The sequence below is a fragment of the Halomonas sp. Y3 genome (genome assembly GCF_024137965.1).
Lineage (GTDB): Bacteria > Pseudomonadota > Gammaproteobacteria > Pseudomonadales > Halomonadaceae > Halomonas > Halomonas mongoliensis.
This window is the reverse complement of the sequence record NZ_CP099975.1, coordinates 2228867-2244710: the sequence shown is the minus strand read 5'-3', so window position 1 is coordinate 2244710 and position 15844 is coordinate 2228867. Positions and strand designations below refer to the sequence as shown.

Here is a 15844-nt window from a genome sequence, read left to right as displayed (position 1 = left end):
CTGGCGCGCCATTCCCCTTTCGCCCAAGTGTGTCGCGGGCGGCGCCTCGCTACACTGGCCGGGTCCTTCCTGACCGGAGTCACCATGCGCCTGCTGCACCGTGCTTCCCCCTGGCGCACTCTCTTCGCTGCCGACCCGCTTCCCGACCCGGCGCGGCTGCCGCCGCTGCTGGCGCCCCTGCGAGATGCCCTGAAGGAGCTGGGGCCTGCCCCCGGGCTTGCCGATGCTCACGCCTGGCAACCGCGGCTGGTGGAGGCGCTGATGCGCCTGGACCTGCCGGCCTGGCGCATCAGTCAGCTGATCAGCGACCACAACGCCTGGCTCTATCGGCGAGCCATCCAGCTGGCTCAGAACGAGATGCAGGGGCAGGGGTGGGGGGAGCCGCCGGTGGCCTACTGCGTGATCGTGATGGGCTCCGGCGCCCGCCAGGAGAGCCTGCTGGGGCCGGACCAGGACAACGGCATGATCATTGCCGACTATCCGGATAGCCGGCACGGCGAGATCGACGGCTATTTCCAGGCGCTGGGGGAGCGCTTTACCGAGCGGCTCGACCAGGCCGGGATTCCCCTCTGCAGCGGCCATGTGATGGCGCGCTGGCCGATGTGGCGCAAGCGCCTCTCTGAGTGGGGAGAGCAGCTAGCGCTGTGGACCGCCGACCGCCGCGTGAAGCGCGTGCAGCAGGCCAATATCCTGCTCGATTTCCAGACGGTCCACGGCGAGGCGGATCTGGCCGAGGCGCTGGCCGACCAGGTGGCGCGGCTGATGCCCAGGGCCGGCCTCTTTCTCGATGAGATGGGGGCGCTGCTCGATGAGCAGCCGGTGGCCCTGGACCGCTTCGGGCGGCTGTCGGGGTCGGTGGAGGGGGCGCCCCACGAGCGGGCGGTCAACCTCAAGCATCAGGCGGTGCTGCCGCTGGTGGCGGCGACTCGCCTGCTCTCCCTGCGCCACGGCGTGCGGGAGGTCGGTACCCGGGAGCGGCTGGCGGCGCTGGTGGTCGTGGGGGCGCTGGGGGCGGAGACCTGCCGCGGCCTGACCGCCGCGCTGGAGCGGCTGCAGGCCCTGCTGCTGGAGGAGCAGTGCCACGGCCTCAAGGCGGGGCGGGCCGCCGATGGCTGGGTGGACCTGTCACGCCTGGGCGAAGATCAGCGCCTGCTGCTGCGCCACGACCTGCAGCAGATCCGCGCCTTCAAGCGTCGGGCGAAGCGCGCCTAGCCGACGCTTCCGCAGGCGCCTCCGGAAGCTCCATGGTCAGGCAGGCGCCGCCCAGGTGGGGGGCGTCCTCCACCCAGAGGCGCCCGCCCAGGTGGGCGACGATGCCGCGGCTGATGGGCAGGCCCAGGCCGCTGCCCCGGGGCCGGCCCCGGGTCTGCTCCGGTGTCTCGCCGAGGCGCTGGATCTGGTGAAACTTCTCGAAGACCCGCTCGCGCTCCTCTTCGGCGATTCCCTGGCCGTTGTCCTCCACCGACAGGCGGTAGTGGTTCTTGTGGCGGGCCAGGCGCAGCAGCACCCTGGGGTCGTCCGGGGCGGCGAACTTGCCGGCGTTATCGAGCAGGTTGATGATCACCTGCTCCAGGCGGTCCGGGTCGCCCACCACCGCCGCCGTCTCCACCTCGATCCGTACCTCCAGCGCCACCCCGCGATCCTCCTGCATATGGTGGACCGCATCCACGCTGTGGCGGGTCAGCTCCACCAGGTCCAGCTGCTGGGGGTTGAGGGTCAGCCGGCCGCTCTCCAGACGGGCCAGGTCGAGGATCTCCTCGATCAGCCGCGAGAGCCGCTGGCTCTCCTTGACCACCACGTTGAGGAAGTGCACCCGCTTCTCTTCGGGCAGGTCGCCGCTGTCGCGCAGGATCTCGGCGAAGGCGCGAATCGAGGTCAGCGGCGTTCTCAGCTCGTGGCTGACCATGGCCACGAACTCATCCTTGAGGCGATCCAGCTCACGCAGGCGCTCGTTGGCGGCGCGCAGCTCCTCGCTGGCCCGGGCCAGCTCCTCGGACTTCTGCTCCAGGCGGCGGTTGACCTCCAGGGTCTCGGAGGTGGTGTCGAGGATGCTGAGGATCGACTCCAGGTCCAGGGCCTCGCCGCGCACCACCGAGTTGATCAGCACCCGCGCCGAGGCGTTGCCCAGGGCGCCGGAGAGCGCCTGCTCGGCCCGGGCGATCAGCTCCGGTGGGGCGGGCTGGTCGTTGGTGGGCTCCTCCCCGGGGTAGCCGGTGAAGACCCGGGCGGTGGCGTTGGCCCCCAGATAGCGGTCGAGCAGGGCGCGCAGCTCCCCCCGGGTGGTCTGGCCGTGCCACAGGGAGGTCTCCATCAGGCTCGGGTGCATCGCCTCGGTGAACAGCGCCGCCTGAGTCTGCTCCAGGGGGGTCTGCCGGCTGAACAGCGAGATGCCCACCAGCAGGCCGACGTTGGCGGTCAGGCTCCAGAGCAGGGAGTGGGAGTAGATGTCCCAGCCCTCCAGGCCGAACATGGCGTAGGGCCTGAGCCATTCGATCCCGAAGGGGCCCTGGGTGAGGAAGGCGTCGTCGAGCCAGCCCGACTGGGCGAAGCCCGGGAGCAGCAGGGTCCAGGCCCAGATCAGGGTGCCGGCGATCAGCCCCAGGGCGGCGCCGCGGCCGTTGGCCCCCCGCCAGTACATGCCGATCAGCATGGCGGGGGCGAACTGGCAGGCGGCGGCGAAGGAGACCAGGCCGATGGTGACCAGGCTGTAGGAGTCGCCGATCAGGGCGTGGTAGAGGTAGCCCAGCAGCAGGATCAGCACGATGGCGACCCGGCGTATGCCCAGCAGCCAGCCGGCCAGCTCGCCGCGGCTGCTCAGGTGCAGGCGCCGGGAGCGCAGCAGCAGCGGCATGATCAGCTGGTTGCTGACCATGGTGGAGAGCGCGATGGTCTCCACGATCACCATGCTGGTGGCGGCGGAGAGCCCGCCGATGAAGACCAGCAGCGGCAGCCCTTCGAAGCCCGCCGAGAGCGGCAGGGTCAGCACATAGCTGTCCGGGTCGCCGGCGGAGAGCAGCAGGCCGGCCATGGCGATGGGGATCACGAAGAGGTTGATGGCCAGCAGGTAGAGGGGGAAGAGCCAGGTGGCGCGCTTGATATGGCGCTCGTCGACGTTCTCCACCACCAGCACCTGAAACTGGCGGGGCAGGGTGATGAAGGCCAGGAAGGCGAGCACCAGCATGCCCATCCAGCCGCTGGCGCCGCCGGGAATGGCGTCGAGCCCCATGGCACCCACCAGCTCGGGAGTCGCCGCCACCTGGCGGAAGAGGTCCCCCGGGCCGTGGAAGAGGCCGAAGACCACGAACAGGCCCACCGCCAGGAAGGCGACCAGCTTGATCATCGACTCGAAGGCGATGGCCGCTACCATGCCCTCGTGGCGTTCGCTGGCGTCCAGGTGGCGGGTGCCGAAGAGGATGATGAAGACCGCCAGCACCAGCGCCACCCAGAAGGACTTGTCGACCCAGAAGGCCTCCTCGGCGATGCTCAGCTCCGGCGCCTGGGGGTAGTTGACCAGCACCGCATGGCTCACCGTGATCGCCTTGAGCTGCAGGGTGATATAGGGGGTGATGCCGATCAGGGCGATCAGCGCCACCAGGGCGCCGAGGCTCGAGCTCTTGCCGTAGCGGGCGCTGATGAAGTCGGCGATGGAGGTGATCCGCTGCACGCTGGCGATGCGCACCATCTTGCGGATCAGGAAGGGAGCCATCAGCATCGCCAGGGTCGGCCCCAGATAGATGAGCAGGAAGCTGGGGCCGTACTGGGCGGCCCGCCCCACGCTGCCGTAGAAGGTCCAGGCGGTGCAGTAGACGGCGATGGAGAGCGCATAGACCGTGGGGGAGCCGATCAGGGAGCGCCCCTGCTCGGCGCGGCGGTCGCCCCAGGCGGCGATCACGAAGAGCAGCGCCAGGTAGCCGAAGGCGACGCTCAACACCACGGCATCGGTTCTCATCTCGCCTCCCTGCGCATGGTGGCTATCTCCTCAGTCGTTCGAGCGGTGCTCGAGCAGCCAGGCGGCCAGGCCGATCACCCCCCCCCAGGCCACGAACAGATAGAGCGGCAGCCAGGAAGGGCCCCCCTCGGGCCGGTCGAAGACCAGCACCAGCGGCGGGGTGAAGAGCAGGGTGGCCAGCAGCACCAGGGCGGTGAGCCGCTCGCCCAGGCGAGGGGTGTTCATGCCGGCCTCCGGCTGCGTGGGGCGTCATGGCTCATGAGGCGCAGGCGTCCTCCTTGGTCAGGGCGCTGTTCTGCAGGGCCAGCGCCTGCTCGAGGGTCTCGATGCCCCGGGCCTCCAGCCTCGGCAGCAGGGAGAGCCACAGCTCGGCGGTCACCCGGGCATCGCCCAGGGCGGTGTGGCGGGTGCCCGGCGGGAAGCTGAGGTCGTAGCGGTCGGCCAGGCTGTCCAGGTCGTGGCCGTCGAGGCTGGCATCCAGGGCCCGTGAGATCAGCAGGGTGTCGAGCACCGGCATGTCGAGGGTCACGCCGGCCCCCGGCGGCTGCAGGGCGAGCAGGTCGAAGGCGGCGTTGTGGGCCAGGATCACGGCGTCGCCCACATAGTCGCGGAAGCGCGGCAGCACCACCGGCAGGGGCGGCGCGCCCGCCACGTCGGCATCGGTGATGCCGTGGATGGCGGTGCTGGCCGGCGGGATCGGCTTGCCGGGGTCGACGCGCACGTCGAACACCTCGCTGGCCAGCAGGCGGGCATTGACCACGCGGCAGGCGCCGATGCTGATCACGGTATCGCCGCGGCGCAGCTCCAGGCCGGTGGTTTCGGTGTCGAAGGCGACCACCTCCAGGGCGCGCAGCGGGCGCGCGGCCAGCTCGGCGTCGGGCGGCGGCAGCTCGGCGATGCCGAAGTCGTGGAACTCCGGGCGAGGCTCGGTGGCTGGGCGCGGCGCGCCGACCCGCTCGGTGGCCGGCAGCGGCAGGCGCAGGCGGGCGTGCTCGCCGTCGGCATCGGCCAGGCTCCAGGCGTCGCTGGCGTGCTGGCGCAGCACGTCGGAGACCCGGGGACTCAGGGGAAGGTCGTCGAGGCGCTGCTGCTGCCACTCGTTGAGCTGGCGCTCGCCCAGGGGCTGGCCGCGCCAGACTAGGTCCAGGTAGACCCGGCGATTGCCCAGGCACACCTCACCCTCCAGCTCCCTGCCATCCAGGTGGGGGCGCAGCACCTCGAGCAGCGAGCCGAGCAGCACCAGCAGGGCGGTGGCGTCGCCCTTGAACCAGGCGGGCATGCCCACCGGGACCACCTTGGGTGCGGGCTCCGCCAGGCGTTCGTTGAGGGCGTCCCAGAGGTCGTTGGACCAGAGCGGGACCAGTCGCTCACCTTCGTGCTGCATGCGCTCTACCAGGGAGGCAAGCTCTTCGATATCGCGTCCCAGTGACTGGCTCTCCTCGTCGATCACCTTCTCCAGGCGTCCGCGCATCTCGCCGGAGGCGCCGCGCAGGGTGGAGAGGGCGTCGGCGGCGCTGGTCAGGCTGGCGCTGTGGCGGCGCAGCCGCGGCAGGCTGTCGAGGAGCTCGGCCCGGGCGCCCATCTCGCTGGTCCAGGCCGCCGTGGTGTCGGTCAGGGTGAGCAGGGACTCTCCGTGGCTGCCCGGCACCCGGCGCAGCACGGCGCGCAGCCAGCGCTCGTCGCAGGGTACCAGGACCTCCCGGGGGGAGCCGTCGCCGGGCAGCTGGCCAAGGGCGTCCTGGAGGCTGGCAGCGGGGAGCAGGGCCTCGAGGCGCTTGCCCAGCCCCAGCCCGTGGTGCCCCTCGAACAGCGTCTCGGCGGCCTGGTTGAAGAGCAGCACCCGCCGGTGCTGGTCGCAGAGCAGCAGGGGGGTGTCGAGCACCTGGAGCAGGGTCTCGAGCTCCTGGCGAATGCGCGCCGCGCTGCGCGCCCCCTCGGCGTGGGCGGTGGCCAGCCGGCCGCGGTCGGCCCGCCAGGCGTCGCGCACTCGCACCAGGTCCGGCCCCAGGCTGCGCAGCCACCCCTCCGGCGGATAGTCGTCCCGGGCATCGGGGTTGGCCACCAGGCGCGCCAGCTGCACCTGGAGGTGGCGCAGCGGGGTGAACAGCTGGCGCTCCAGCAGCAGGCCCACCAGAAAGATGGTGCCGCCGCCGGAGAAGCAGCCCAGCCAGAGGGCCAGACGGGCCAGCCCCTCAGGCTTGAAGAGGGTGTCGAGCCAGAGGGCAAAGGTGGCGCCGCCGAAGATGCTGACGCCGCTGAGCAGCAGCCACAGGCCGATCAGCCGCTGGCGTCGCGGCAGCCCGGGAAGTCGTTTTGCCATCAGGAGACCTCGGCGAGCAGCGCCTTGACCTTCTCAACCAGCGCCTGGGTGGAGAAGGGCTTGGTGATGTAGTCGTCGGCGCCCAGCGCCAGTCCCTTCTCGCGCTCCACCTCGCGGCCGTGGGCCGTCAGCATGATGATGGGCAGGCGGGCGTGGTCGGGGTCGGCGCGCAGACGCTCCAGCACGTCGAAGCCGCTGATACCCGGCAGGCTGATGTCGAGCAGCACGAGATCGGGTGCCCCCTCGGCGACGCGCGCCAGGGCGCTCTCGCCATCCTCGGCGGTGACCACCTCGAAGCCGGCCTGCTGCATCAGAAACTCCAGGGACAGGACGATATTGGGTTCATCGTCCACCACCAGGACCTTGGCCATGGCGTTCTCCATTGATTTGTCATTGTCATGTTGTTGCTGCTCAGTCTAGTGGCCGGCCGAGGCGCCGCAAAGGCGACCTTGGCAGGAGTTGACCCGCCCGTGGCGTGCTAGGGTGCGTGGAGGAACCCACTGCGAGGAAGGCAAATGATCGAGGTGCATCATCTGGACAACTCCCGTTCCCAGCGGGTGGTCTGGCTGTTGGAGGAGCTGGGCCTCCCCTATGAGCTGATTACCCATGAGCGGGATCCGCATACCCTGCTGGCGCCCGAGTCGCTGCGCGAGGTGCACCCCCTGGGCAAGGCGCCGGTGATTCGCGACCTGGCTCGGGGCGGGCGGGTGATCGCCGAGTCGGGGGCGATCATCGACTACCTGATAGAACACCACGACGCCGAGGGGCGCCTGGCACCGTCGGCCGGCAGCGAGGCGTGGGAGCGCTACCGCTTCTGGCTGCACCATGCGGAGGGCTCGGGGATGCCGCCCCTGGTGATGAGACTGGTCTTCTCGCGCCTCGGCCAGCCGCCGGTGCCGGCGCTGGCCAGGCCGCTGGGTCGGCTCTTCGCCCGAGGCGTGGAGCAGCAGTACCTGGGCCCGGAGATTCGCCGCCTGCGTGACTTCTGGGAGCGGTCGCTGGAGGCGTCGGGCCCCTGGTTTGCCGGTGAGGCCTTCAGCGCTGCCGATATCCAGATGAGTTTTGCGGTGCTGGCCATGGCCGGGCGCGGAGGGCTCGAGGGCCGCCCGCGGCTGCAGGCGTTTCTGGAGGCCTGCCGGGAGCGGCCCGCCTATGCGCGCACCGTGGTGCGGATCGGCGAGTTCTCCCTCTCGGCCGGCTGAGCCTCAGCGTCCGGTGTCGCCATTCTGGCCGGATGTCCGGGCAGCGGGGCCCAGGGGGCCCAGCCAGAGCCAGACCTGGACCACCACCAGCAGCGGCAGCAGCCAGAGCGGGGCGCCGGTGGTGCCGGCCAGCAGCCGGTAGATGACGAAGCCGATGATGCCGGCGGCCACGCCCACCAGTGGAAAGAGCAGGGGGCGCTGGTAGCCTGGCCGCCGGGAGAGACGGTAGAGGGTGCCGACGAAGGCGCCGAAGGCCGCGGTCATGGCCAGTGGGATAAGCAGATGCTGCATGGTGGTCTCGTATGATGGCTGAGGGCGGGTGGCTGGATGCGTCTGGTTTGGCTGCCAGCCTAGAGGGGGGCGCCGCCGGCTGGCTCTGCGACTTTAGTCACGCGTTGAACAGTGAGGCGCGCTTTGTCATGGACTTGGCCTATACAAGGTAAGACCATTGGACCCGGTGCCGCCTGCCAGCGCGGTGCCGTCTCCCACACATCCCTGTTCCACCCTAGGAGTGCGCCATGAGTGCCATCGTTATCCTGGTCCTGGGTCTTGCCGCGATGGCGGCCGGGTACTTCCTGTACTCGAAGTTCATCGCCGAGAAGATCTACCGGCTGGATCCCGACTTCAAGACGCCTGCCCACGAGTATGAAGACGGCGTCGACTTCGTCCCCACCAACCGCTTCGTGTTGTGGGGCCACCACTTCACCTCGGTAGCCGGGGCCGCGCCCATCGTGGGACCGGCCATTGCCGTGATCTGGGGCTGGGTCCCCGCCTTCCTGTGGGTGGTGTTCGGCACCATCTTCTTCGCCGGGGTGCATGACTTCGGCGCCATCTGGGCCAGCGTGCGCAACAAGGCCAAGTCGGTGGGCGCCCTGACCGGCGACGTGGTTGGCAAGCGTGCCCGCAGCATCTTCATGATCGTCATCTTCCTGGTGCTGCTGATGGTCAACGCGGTGTTCGCCGTGGTGATCGCCGGCCTGATGATGAACTTCTCCAGTGCCGTGGTGCCGGTGTGGGGCGCCATCCTGGTGGCGCTGATCATCGGCCAGCTGATCTACCGCCGCATGCTCAGCCTGCCGATGGTCTCCATCATCGGCGTGGTGGCCCTCTATGCCCTGATCGGGATCGGGCCCTCGGTGCCGCTGCAGATGCCCGCCGAGGTGGCCGGTCTCTCCGGCAATGCGGTCTGGATCCTGATCCTGTTCGCCTATGCGGCCATCGCCTCGCTGCTGCCGGTCTGGGTGCTGCTCCAGCCCCGCGACTACATCAACGGCCTGCAGCTCTTCATCGGTCTGATCGTGCTCTACGGCGCCATCGTGCTGATGAATCCGAGCATGGTGGCGCCCGCCTTCAACGACAACGTGCCCGCCGGTACGCCGTCACTCTTGCCGCTGCTCTTCGTGACCATTGCCTGCGGGGCGATCTCCGGCTTCCACGGCCTGGTTTCCTCCGGCACCACCTCCAAGCAGCTCAACCGCGAGACCGACGCCCGCTTCGTCGGCTACTTCGGCGCCATCGGCGAGGGCATGCTGGCGCTGGCCGCCATCCTCGCCGCCACCGCCGGCTTTGCGACCCTGGCCGACTGGGAGGCGATGTACACCGCCTTCGGTCAGGGCGGCGTCAACGCCTTCGTGGAGGGCGGCGCCTTTATCATTCACAACGGCGTCGGCCTGCCGGAGGCCACGGCGGCGACCCTGCTCACCGTGATGGCGGCACTGTTCGCCGGCACCACCATGGATACCGGCCTGCGCCTGCAGCGCTACATCTTCCAGGAGTGGGGCGAGATCTATAACCAGCAGTGGATGAAGAAGCCGGCCATCGCCACCCTGCTGGCGGTGGGCAGCTGCCTGCTGCTGGCCTTCGGCGCCGGCGGCGCCGACGGGGCCGGCGGTCTGATCATCTGGCCGCTGTTCGGCACCACCAACCAGCTGCTGGCGGGGCTGACCCTGCTGGTGATCACCGTGATGCTGGTGCGCCTGCGTCGCCCGATGTGGTACACCCTGGTGCCGCTCTGCTTCCTGCTGGTGATGACCATCGCCGCGCTGCTGATCCAGCTGCGTACCTTCTTCGAGCAGGGCAACTACTTCCTGCTGGTGCTGGATATCGTGGTGCTGATCGCCGCCATCATGGTGGCCATGGAGTGCGCCTCTACGCTGAAGCGCTCCCGCGCCGAGATGGCCGCCGAGCAGAAGTGAAAGGAGTGACTCATGAACGATGATCATGACCGCGGTCATGATCCTCGTCTCGAACGGATGCGGGCCTGGCTGAGCCAGGCCCGTTTCTTCGCGGAGGAGGTCTACTCCTCCCGCTATCGGGGCGCCATTGCCCGCGCCCGCCGAGACGAGGACGACCTCTTCATGCTGCTGGTATTCTCCGAGATGATGGGAGTCCCCAACCCGGCGGCCTACTACACCCTGGAGCTGCAGCCGCTGCTGCTGGAGCGCTTCCACGACTGGCACCGGCGCATGGGCATGGAGCGCTCGCCGCTGGACCATTTCAAGTGCTGCTGAGGCCACTATGAAAGAGCTACTCGACAAACGCCTGCTGTGGGTGGGCGGCAAGGGCGGGGTCGGCAAGACCACCGTGGCCGCGGCCCTGGCGGTGCTGGCGGCGCGGCGGGGCAGGAAGGTGCTGGTGGTCTCCACCGACCCGGCCCATAGCCTCGGCGACGTCTTCGACCGCGAGCTTGGCGACACGCCCCGGCGTCTGCTGCCCAACCTGGACGCCATGGAGATCGATCCCGACGCCGAGGTGGAGGCCCATCTGGCGCGGGTCACCGAACAGATGCGCCGCTATGCCGCCCCGGAGATGATGAAGGAGCTGGAGCGGCAGATGCGACTGACTCGGCAGTCGCCGGGCACCCAGGAGGCGGCGCTGCTGGAGCGGCTCTCGCGGCTGATCACCGATGACGAGGCCGACTGGGACCTGATCCTCTTCGACACCGCGCCCACCGGCCACACCCTGCGCCTGCTGACCCTGCCCGAGGCGATGGCCGCCTGGACCGACGGCCTCCTGGCCCACAATCGCAAGTCGGAGGAGCTGGGCAAGGTGCTCTCCCACCTGACGCCCAAGCGGGGCCGCGACGTTGCCACCCCCTTCGACGACCCCAAGGAGGATCCGCTGGCCGATCTGGACGAGAAGACCCGCGACGTGGCGAAGACCCTGATCGAGCGCCGGCGGCTCTTCCACCAGGCACGGCGGCGCATCGAGAACGCCGAAGAGACCGGCTTTCTGTTCGTGATGACCCCGGAGCGGCTGCCGATCCTCGAGACGGCGCGGGCCGTGGCGACCCTGGAGGAGGCGCACGTGCCGGTGGCCGGCACCCTGGTCAACCGGGTGATTCCCGAGGATGCCGACGGAGAGTTCCTGCGCGCCCGCCGGGAGCAGGAGGCAACCTACCTGGCCCGCATCGATCAGGAGCTTGGCCACCTGCCGCGCCCGCGGCTGCCCTGGCTGCCCACCGACGTCCAGGGCATCGCGATCCTGGAAGAGCTGGCCGAACGCCTGGAAGAACAGGGCTTCTAGTCGGCGAGCGTCTCCAGTCGTCGGGTGGGCCAGTGCACCACGGCGGTGTGGCGATGCATGCGCTCGGCGAGCCAGGGGTGGCGCTCCTGGATCACCCGGCTGGCGAAGTCGGCCAGAAAGCGCGACTTGAGCTCGGCCCGGGCGCGGTCCACTCCGGCCGCCTGATAGGGGGTGGAGGCGAGCAGCATGAGGCCGTCATCGGGAATGCGCCCGGCGGTCATGTTGGCGTCGATGATGTCGGCGGCGGTGCCGATGGGCTCGGCCAGGCTCGGGCCATAGGGGCCGATGATCAGCGCGGTGTTGGGCAGGTGCAGGAAGTCGAAGCCGCGCCCTACGCAGATGACCCACTCGCGGTGCTCGATATCGAGCTTGCGGGCCACGCCGCGCAGGCTCGCCGTATGGGCCAGGTTCCCCTCGAGTAGCGGCAGCAGGTCGCGGCGGATGTCGGCCGGCATGTCCGGGCAGAGGGCGGCGACCCGGCGGTCGAGGCTCTCGGCGTCGTCGGGGGCGAGCGTGCCGATGTCCAGGGTCGCCTCGCCCTCGCCGTGGAGGATCAGGGCGTCTGAGTCGGTCTCGAAGCCGCACACCAGGGGGTAGACGTGCTGGTGGTCGGTGCCGAACAGCCGCTCGGCCTGGGCGCGGATCTCGCGGGCGTGGGCCAGGGCGGCGCCGGCGTCGCAGCCGAAGCCGGCGCAGCCTCGGCTACGCTCCCCCCGGGAGAAGTGGTAGGTGATCATCATCAGCGACCCGTGGCCCGCGCGGATCCCTTCCGCCACCGCCTCGGTCACCAGCTCACCCAGGTAGGGCCAGCCCAGGTCGAAGATGCCGCCGAGGTTGCGGAAGGGGGTGATGATGCCGAGCGGCGTGCGGGTGGCATGAGGGATATGGATGCGTCCGTCCATGCACTTGAGCACCAGCAGGCGGGTGGGGTGCCTGGCCAGGTAGCGCTCCCGGGCCAGGCTGGCCGAGGGGCTGCAGTAGGTGTCGGCGTGCTGGCGGGAGAGGGCCAACAGCGCCTCGATGCGCTCGGCGATGGGGCGGTCGTGGAGTGGGGTGGGCATGGGGCTCCGGAAGGGCTCTTGTCGTTGTCCGTCCATCCTCGCCCAGCCGTCGGCGGCTGCCAACCCGCCGTTCGGTGCATACGGCTGCGACTGAAGGGCAAGCCTCGTTACAGCTCTGTCTTCTCCTTGAATTCGCAGAGGTCCTCGATGACGCAGCTGCCGCAGCGCGGCTTGCGCGCCACGCAGGTGTAGCGGCCGTGGAGGATCAGCCAGTGGTGGGCGTCCTGTCGAAACTCCTTCGGCACGTGGCGCAGCAGCTTCTTCTCGACCTCGACCACGTCCTTGCCCTTGGCAATACCGGTGCGGTTGGAGACCCGGAAGATATGGGTGTCCACGGCGATGGTGGGCTGGCCGAAGGCGGTGTTGAGGATGACGTTGGCGGTCTTGCGGCCCACCCCGGGCAGCGCCTCCAGGGCGGCGCGGGTCTCGGGGACCTCGCCGCCGTGCTTGTCGATCAGCAGGTGGCAGGTCTTCATCAGGTTCTCGGCCTTGGTGTTGAAGAGGCCGATGGTCTTGATGTGCTCCTTGAGCCCGTCGAGGCCGAGCGCAATGATCGCCTGGGGGGTGTTGGCGACGGGGAAGAGCCGGGCCGTGGCCTTGTTGACGCCTACGTCGGTGGCCTGGGCGGAGAGCAGCACCGCGGTGAGGAGCTCGAAGGGGGTTTCCCAGTTGAGCTCGGTGGTGGGCTCGGGGTTGTGCTCGCGCAGCCGCGCGAAGATCTCGAAGCGTTTCTGGGCGTTCATGGCTGTCCGTGGCATGAGAAGCGAGGGGCGCCGGGGACAGGCCGAAGAGGAGGTCCTACGCCAGGGATGGCGTCGGTAGCGTACAGGGATGTATTCACAGCGCCTCCTCGCAGGCCTGTCGCCGGATCAGCCCCAAGCGGTGTGTCGGAGTGGTGTCATCGGATCATTCGGTTATGCCAGCCTGCTCCAGGGCGCTTCTGGCCTCTGCCAGCAGCCGCTCGGCTTCGGGGAGCTGAGCTTGGGCGGTGGCCTCGGCGTCGGCGTCGCCGCGGCGCCGGGCGCTCTCCAGCTGCTGCTGCACGCGCTTGACGGCCTGCTCGGCGGCCTTCAAGGCCATCTGGCGCTGTCGCTTCACCGCCGGGCCTGCGCTGGCAGGGCCAGAACCGCCGGGGCGGCGCTGGCGCATCAGACGCTTCTGGCGCTCCAGGCGCTTCTCCTTGGCCTCTCGGGCCAGGCGCGCCTGGCGGGCGCGGTGGCGGCTGCGCCCGAGCGTTGCGCGTTGGGCCAGGTAGGCGTCGCGCTCGGTCTCGCTCTCGGCGGCCTGCCAGGCGGGGTGGGGCACCAGATCGATGCAGTCCACCGGGCAGGGGGCCACGCAGAGCTCGCAGCCGGTGCACTCGTCCGTGATCACCGTATGCATGCGCTTGGCCGCGCCGAGGATGGCGTCCACCGGGCAGGCCTGGATGCACTTGGTGCAGCCGATGCACTCGGCCTCGCGGATCACTGCGGCCAGCGGCAGCTGGGCGGGCTCCACCAGGGGCTCCACCGGCCGGCCGGTGAGCGCCGCCAGGCGCTCGAGGGTCGCCTCGCCGCCCGGCGGGCAGCGGTTGATGGGCTCGCCCGCGGCGATCGCCTCGGCGTAGGGGAGGCAGCCATCGAAGCCGCACTTGCCGCACTGGGTCTGGGGCAGCAGGGCGTCGATGGCCGCGATCCGCTCGCGCTGGCTCACGCCTCAGGTCACCCGCTGGCCGGGCTCGGCGCCGGCATCCGGCGAGAGCAGGTAGATGCCCTCGTCGTTGGCCGAGGCCAGCACCATCCCCTCGGAGAGGCCGAAGCGCATCTTGCGCGGGGCGAGGTTGGCCACCATCACGGTGAGCCGTCCCTCCAGGGCCTCGGGGGCGTAGGCGCTGCGAATGCCGGAGAACACCGTGCGGGTCTCGCCGCCCAGGTCCAGGGTCAGCTTGAGCAGCTTGTCGGCGCCCTCGACGTACTCCGCCTTGGCGATCCGCGCGATGCGCAGGTCCACCTTGATGAAGTCATCGAAGGCGATCTCCGGGGCGATGGGCGTCTCGGCCAGGGGCCCCTTGGGGGTCTCCTTGAGCTTCTGTTCTTCCACCAGATCCTCCTTGGACGCCGCCGTCATGGCGTCGATCTTCTCCCGCTCCACGCGGGTCATCAGGGGCTTGAACTTGGCGATCTCGTGATCCAGCAGCGCCGCGTGGCGGCTTGCCCAGTCCAGCGACTCGAGTTTCAGGAAGTCGCGAGCGCCTTCGGCCATGGCCGGCACCACCGGTGCCAGGTAGACCATCAGCTGACGGAAGAGGTTGAGGCCCACCGAGCAGATGTCGAGCACCTCCTGCTCGCGGCCCTCCTGCTTGGCCAGCACCCAGGGCTCGGCGTCGGCGATATAGGTGTTGGCCTCATCCGCCAGCTCCATCACCTTGCGCATGGCGCGGCCGAACTCGCGAGCCTCGTAGAACTCGGCGATCTCGTCGCCGGCACCGATGAAGCGGGCCACCATCTCAGGCTCGGCGCAGTGGGCCGAGAGCCTGCCGCCGGAGAGCTTCTTGACGAAGCCGGCGCAGCGGCTGGCGATATTGACCACCTTGCCCACCAGGTCGCTGTTGACCCGGGCGGCGAAGTCCTCGAGGTTGAGGTCCAGGTCGTCCACCCGAGAGGTGAGCTTGGCGGCGAAGTAGTAGCGCAGGTACTCCGGGTTCAGGAAGTCTGCGTAGGTGGCGGCCTTGATGAAGGTGCCGCGGGACTTGGACATCTTGGCCCCGTTCACCGTCACGAAGCCGTGGCAGTTGACCGCGGTGGGGGTGCGGAAGTCGGCGCCGTGGAGCATGGCAGGCCAGAACAGGGCGTGGAAGTAGACGATATCCTTGCCGATGAAATGGTAGACCTCGGCCTCGCTGTCCTTGCCCCAGTAGGCGTCGAAATCCAGGCCCTGGCGGTCGCAGAGGTTCTTGAAGCTGGCCAGGTAGCCGATGGGGGCGTCCAGCCAGACGTAGAAATACTTCCCCGGGGCGTCGGGAATCTCGAAGCCGAAGTAGGGGGCGTCCCGGGAGATATCCCACTCGTTGAAGCCGGCCTCGAACCACTCCATCAGCTTGTTGCGGATCTGGGACTGGACGTGACCGTCGTTGATCCACTCGTGCAGGAAGTCGGCGAAATCCGGCAGCTTGAAGAAGTAGTGGGTGGAGCTTCGCACCTCGGGGGTGGCGCCGGAGATGGCCGACACCGGATCGATCAGCTCCGCCGGGGTATAGGTGGCGCCGCAGGCCTCGCAGTTGTCGCCGTACTGGTCATCCGCCTTGCACTTGGGGCAGGTGCCCTTGATGAAGCGGTCGGCCAGGAAGAGCCCCTTGACCGGGTCGTACATCTGCTCGATGTCGCGGGTGGCGATGTGGCCCTTGTCGCGCAGGCGGGTGTAGATCAGCTCGCTGAAGTAGCGGTTCTCGTCGGAGTGGGTCGAGTGGTAGTTGTCGAAGGCCACGCCGAAGGTGGCGAAGTCCGCCTGGTGCTCCTGACTGACCCGGTCGATCAGGGCCTCGGAGGTGATGCCCTCCTGCTCGGCACGCAGCATGATGGCGGTGCCGTGGGCGTCGTCGGCGCACACGTAGTGGCACTCGTGGCCGCGGCTCTTCTGGAAGCGCACCCAGATATCGGTCTGGATGTATTCGAGCAGGTGGCCGAGGTGGATGGCGCCGTTGGCGTAGGGCAGGGCGCTGGTGACCAGGATCTTGCGCGTGGCGTTCGTCGACATATCGGCTCTTGAGTCCCAGGGAAAATCAGACGCCAGATTGTAGCCGTCTTGAGCT

14 protein-coding genes are annotated in these 15844 nt (G+C 69.3%); 5 read left to right on the top strand and 9 right to left on the bottom strand.

What is annotated here, in order from left to right:
- Nucleotides 1-84: 84 nt before the first annotated feature.
- Nucleotides 85-1212, top strand: a complete 1128-nt coding sequence (locus tag NHL60_RS10695; RefSeq protein ID WP_253443129.1) for a DUF294 nucleotidyltransferase-like domain-containing protein — start codon at nt 85-87, stop codon at nt 1210-1212.
- Here the strand turns inward: NHL60_RS10695 and NHL60_RS10690 are convergent.
- Genes NHL60_RS10690 through NHL60_RS10675 form a run of 4 tightly spaced genes read right to left on the bottom strand, consistent with a single transcriptional unit; the run spans nt 1187 to nt 6640 of the window.
- A complete protein-coding gene (locus NHL60_RS10690) occupies nt 1187-3949 on the bottom strand; it encodes a sensor histidine kinase (RefSeq protein ID WP_253443127.1) in 2763 nt (920 codons plus the stop codon). The genes NHL60_RS10695 and NHL60_RS10690 overlap by 26 nt on opposite strands.
- A gap of 30 nt (nt 3950-3979) precedes the next feature.
- Nucleotides 3980-4174: a hypothetical protein gene (locus tag NHL60_RS10685; protein ID WP_253443125.1), complete on the bottom strand. Its 195-nt coding sequence runs from the start codon at nt 4172-4174 to the stop codon at nt 3980-3982.
- Nucleotides 4175-4205: 31 nt separating this feature from the next.
- Nucleotides 4206-6269, bottom strand: a complete 2064-nt coding sequence (locus tag NHL60_RS10680; protein WP_253443123.1) for a 3'-5' exonuclease — start codon at nt 6267-6269, stop codon at nt 4206-4208.
- Complete coding sequence (locus NHL60_RS10675; RefSeq protein ID WP_253443121.1) at nt 6269-6640, bottom strand: response regulator transcription factor; 372 nt, start codon at nt 6638-6640, stop codon at nt 6269-6271. Before NHL60_RS10675 ends, NHL60_RS10680 begins: the two co-directional genes overlap by 1 nt.
- A gap of 144 nt (nt 6641-6784) precedes the next feature.
- Between NHL60_RS10675 and NHL60_RS10670 the strand changes: the two genes are divergently transcribed.
- A complete protein-coding gene (locus NHL60_RS10670) occupies nt 6785-7471 on the top strand; it encodes a glutathione S-transferase (protein ID WP_253443119.1) in 687 nt (228 codons plus the stop codon).
- 3 nt (nt 7472-7474) lie between these two features.
- Here the strand turns inward: NHL60_RS10670 and NHL60_RS10665 are convergent, their stop codons facing one another.
- Nucleotides 7475-7762 carry a hypothetical protein gene (locus tag NHL60_RS10665; protein WP_253443117.1) on the bottom strand — a complete coding sequence of 96 codons (288 nt, stop codon included), beginning with the start codon at nt 7760-7762 and terminating at the stop codon, nt 7475-7477.
- Between the two features lie 227 nt (nt 7763-7989).
- Here NHL60_RS10665 and NHL60_RS10660 point away from each other — a divergent pair, with 227 nt between their 5' ends.
- Genes NHL60_RS10660 through NHL60_RS10650 form a run of 3 tightly spaced genes read left to right on the top strand, consistent with a single transcriptional unit; the run spans nt 7990 to nt 10996 of the window.
- Nucleotides 7990-9666: a carbon starvation protein A gene (locus tag NHL60_RS10660; protein WP_253443115.1), complete on the top strand. Its 1677-nt coding sequence runs from the start codon at nt 7990-7992 to the stop codon at nt 9664-9666.
- Nucleotides 9667-9678: 12 nt separating this feature from the next.
- Nucleotides 9679-9981, top strand: coding sequence for a cory-CC-star protein (locus NHL60_RS10655; RefSeq protein ID WP_253443113.1), 303 nt, complete (start codon nt 9679-9681; stop codon nt 9979-9981).
- 7 nt (nt 9982-9988) lie between these two features.
- Complete coding sequence (locus tag NHL60_RS10650; RefSeq protein WP_253443112.1) at nt 9989-10996, top strand: ArsA family ATPase; 1008 nt, start codon at nt 9989-9991, stop codon at nt 10994-10996.
- Here NHL60_RS10650 and NHL60_RS10645 read toward each other — a convergent pair.
- From NHL60_RS10645 to metG, 4 genes are all read right to left on the bottom strand, one after another.
- On the bottom strand, nt 10993-12057 hold the full coding sequence (locus NHL60_RS10645; protein WP_253443110.1) for a carboxysome shell carbonic anhydrase: 1065 nt from the start codon (nt 12055-12057) through the stop codon (nt 10993-10995). The two genes, NHL60_RS10650 and NHL60_RS10645, sit on opposite strands and share 4 nt — an antisense overlap.
- A gap of 107 nt (nt 12058-12164) precedes the next feature.
- On the bottom strand, nt 12165-12800 hold the full coding sequence (nth, locus tag NHL60_RS10640; RefSeq protein WP_253443109.1) for an endonuclease III: 636 nt from the start codon (nt 12798-12800) through the stop codon (nt 12165-12167).
- Nucleotides 12801-12963: 163 nt separating this feature from the next.
- Nucleotides 12964-13749, bottom strand: a complete 786-nt coding sequence (locus NHL60_RS10635; protein WP_253443108.1) for an RnfABCDGE type electron transport complex subunit B — start codon at nt 13747-13749, stop codon at nt 12964-12966.
- 3 nt (nt 13750-13752) lie between these two features.
- Nucleotides 13753-15789 carry a methionine--tRNA ligase gene (metG, locus tag NHL60_RS10630; protein WP_253443107.1) on the bottom strand — a complete coding sequence of 679 codons (2037 nt, stop codon included), beginning with the start codon at nt 15787-15789 and terminating at the stop codon, nt 13753-13755.
- Nucleotides 15790-15844: the final 55 nt, after the last annotated feature.

Coding starts and splice junctions, on each gene's coding strand:
- NHL60_RS10695 (WP_253443129.1), top strand. CDS start 85: ATGCGCCTGCTGCACCGTGCTTCCCCCTGGCGCACTCTCTTCGCTGCC.
- NHL60_RS10690 (WP_253443127.1), bottom strand. CDS start 3,949: ATGAGAACCGATGCCGTGGTGTTGAGCGTCGCCTTCGGCTACCTGGCG.
- NHL60_RS10685 (WP_253443125.1), bottom strand. CDS start 4,174: ATGAACACCCCTCGCCTGGGCGAGCGGCTCACCGCCCTGGTGCTGCTG.
- NHL60_RS10680 (WP_253443123.1), bottom strand. CDS start 6,269: ATGGCAAAACGACTTCCCGGGCTGCCGCGACGCCAGCGGCTGATCGGC.
- NHL60_RS10675 (WP_253443121.1), bottom strand. CDS start 6,640: ATGGCCAAGGTCCTGGTGGTGGACGATGAACCCAATATCGTCCTGTCC.
- NHL60_RS10670 (WP_253443119.1), top strand. CDS start 6,785: ATGATCGAGGTGCATCATCTGGACAACTCCCGTTCCCAGCGGGTGGTC.
- NHL60_RS10665 (WP_253443117.1), bottom strand. CDS start 7,762: ATGCAGCATCTGCTTATCCCACTGGCCATGACCGCGGCCTTCGGCGCC.
- NHL60_RS10660 (WP_253443115.1), top strand. CDS start 7,990: ATGAGTGCCATCGTTATCCTGGTCCTGGGTCTTGCCGCGATGGCGGCC.
- NHL60_RS10655 (WP_253443113.1), top strand. CDS start 9,679: ATGAACGATGATCATGACCGCGGTCATGATCCTCGTCTCGAACGGATG.
- NHL60_RS10650 (WP_253443112.1), top strand. CDS start 9,989: ATGAAAGAGCTACTCGACAAACGCCTGCTGTGGGTGGGCGGCAAGGGC.
- NHL60_RS10645 (WP_253443110.1), bottom strand. CDS start 12,057: ATGCCCACCCCACTCCACGACCGCCCCATCGCCGAGCGCATCGAGGCG.
- nth (WP_253443109.1), bottom strand. CDS start 12,800: ATGAACGCCCAGAAACGCTTCGAGATCTTCGCGCGGCTGCGCGAGCAC.
- metG (WP_253443107.1), bottom strand. CDS start 15,789: ATGTCGACGAACGCCACGCGCAAGATCCTGGTCACCAGCGCCCTGCCC.